The following is a 422-nucleotide window of genomic DNA, read 5'->3' as shown; positions in this document are numbered from 1 at the left end:
CTCATGAACAGGTGTTTGAGCCAGATGTCGCTTGGCGCTATAACATGTATCGCTCTGCGGTTATTCAAGGCCAACCAGCACCAGGCTTCTCTAGTGGTGATGCTATTGCAGCAATGGAGCGCGTTGCAGAAGAAATGCTACCTCAAGGCTACCAGTACGAGTGGACTGGCATGGCATACCAAGAAAAATTGGCAGGTAATCAGGCAATCTACGCGTTTGCGTTGGCTCTGATCTTTATCTACCTATTCATGGTGGCTCAGTATGAGAGTTGGACTATTCCGATTGCGATCATCCTAGTGGTGCCTATCGCAACCTTAGGCTCGTTCTTAGCGCTGAACCTAGCGGGACTACCTCTGAACCTGTACGCGCAGATAGGCTTGGTTCTACTCATAGCTCTCGCCGCGAAGAACGCAATCTTGATT

The 422-nt window shown here is 49.8% G+C and carries 1 protein-coding gene; it reads left to right on the top strand.

What is annotated here, in order from left to right; translation table 11 throughout:
- The coding region (locus AB4585_RS27550; RefSeq protein ID WP_372171934.1) for an efflux RND transporter permease subunit at window positions 1-422 on the top strand (422 nt) is incomplete at both ends.

The organism is Vibrio sp. 10N.222.49.C9, from assembly GCF_041474985.1.
Lineage (GTDB): Bacteria > Pseudomonadota > Gammaproteobacteria > Enterobacterales > Vibrionaceae > Vibrio > Vibrio crassostreae_C.
Note: the sequence above shows the minus strand (reverse complement) of the source record. Positions and strands in the feature narration are given on the sequence as shown.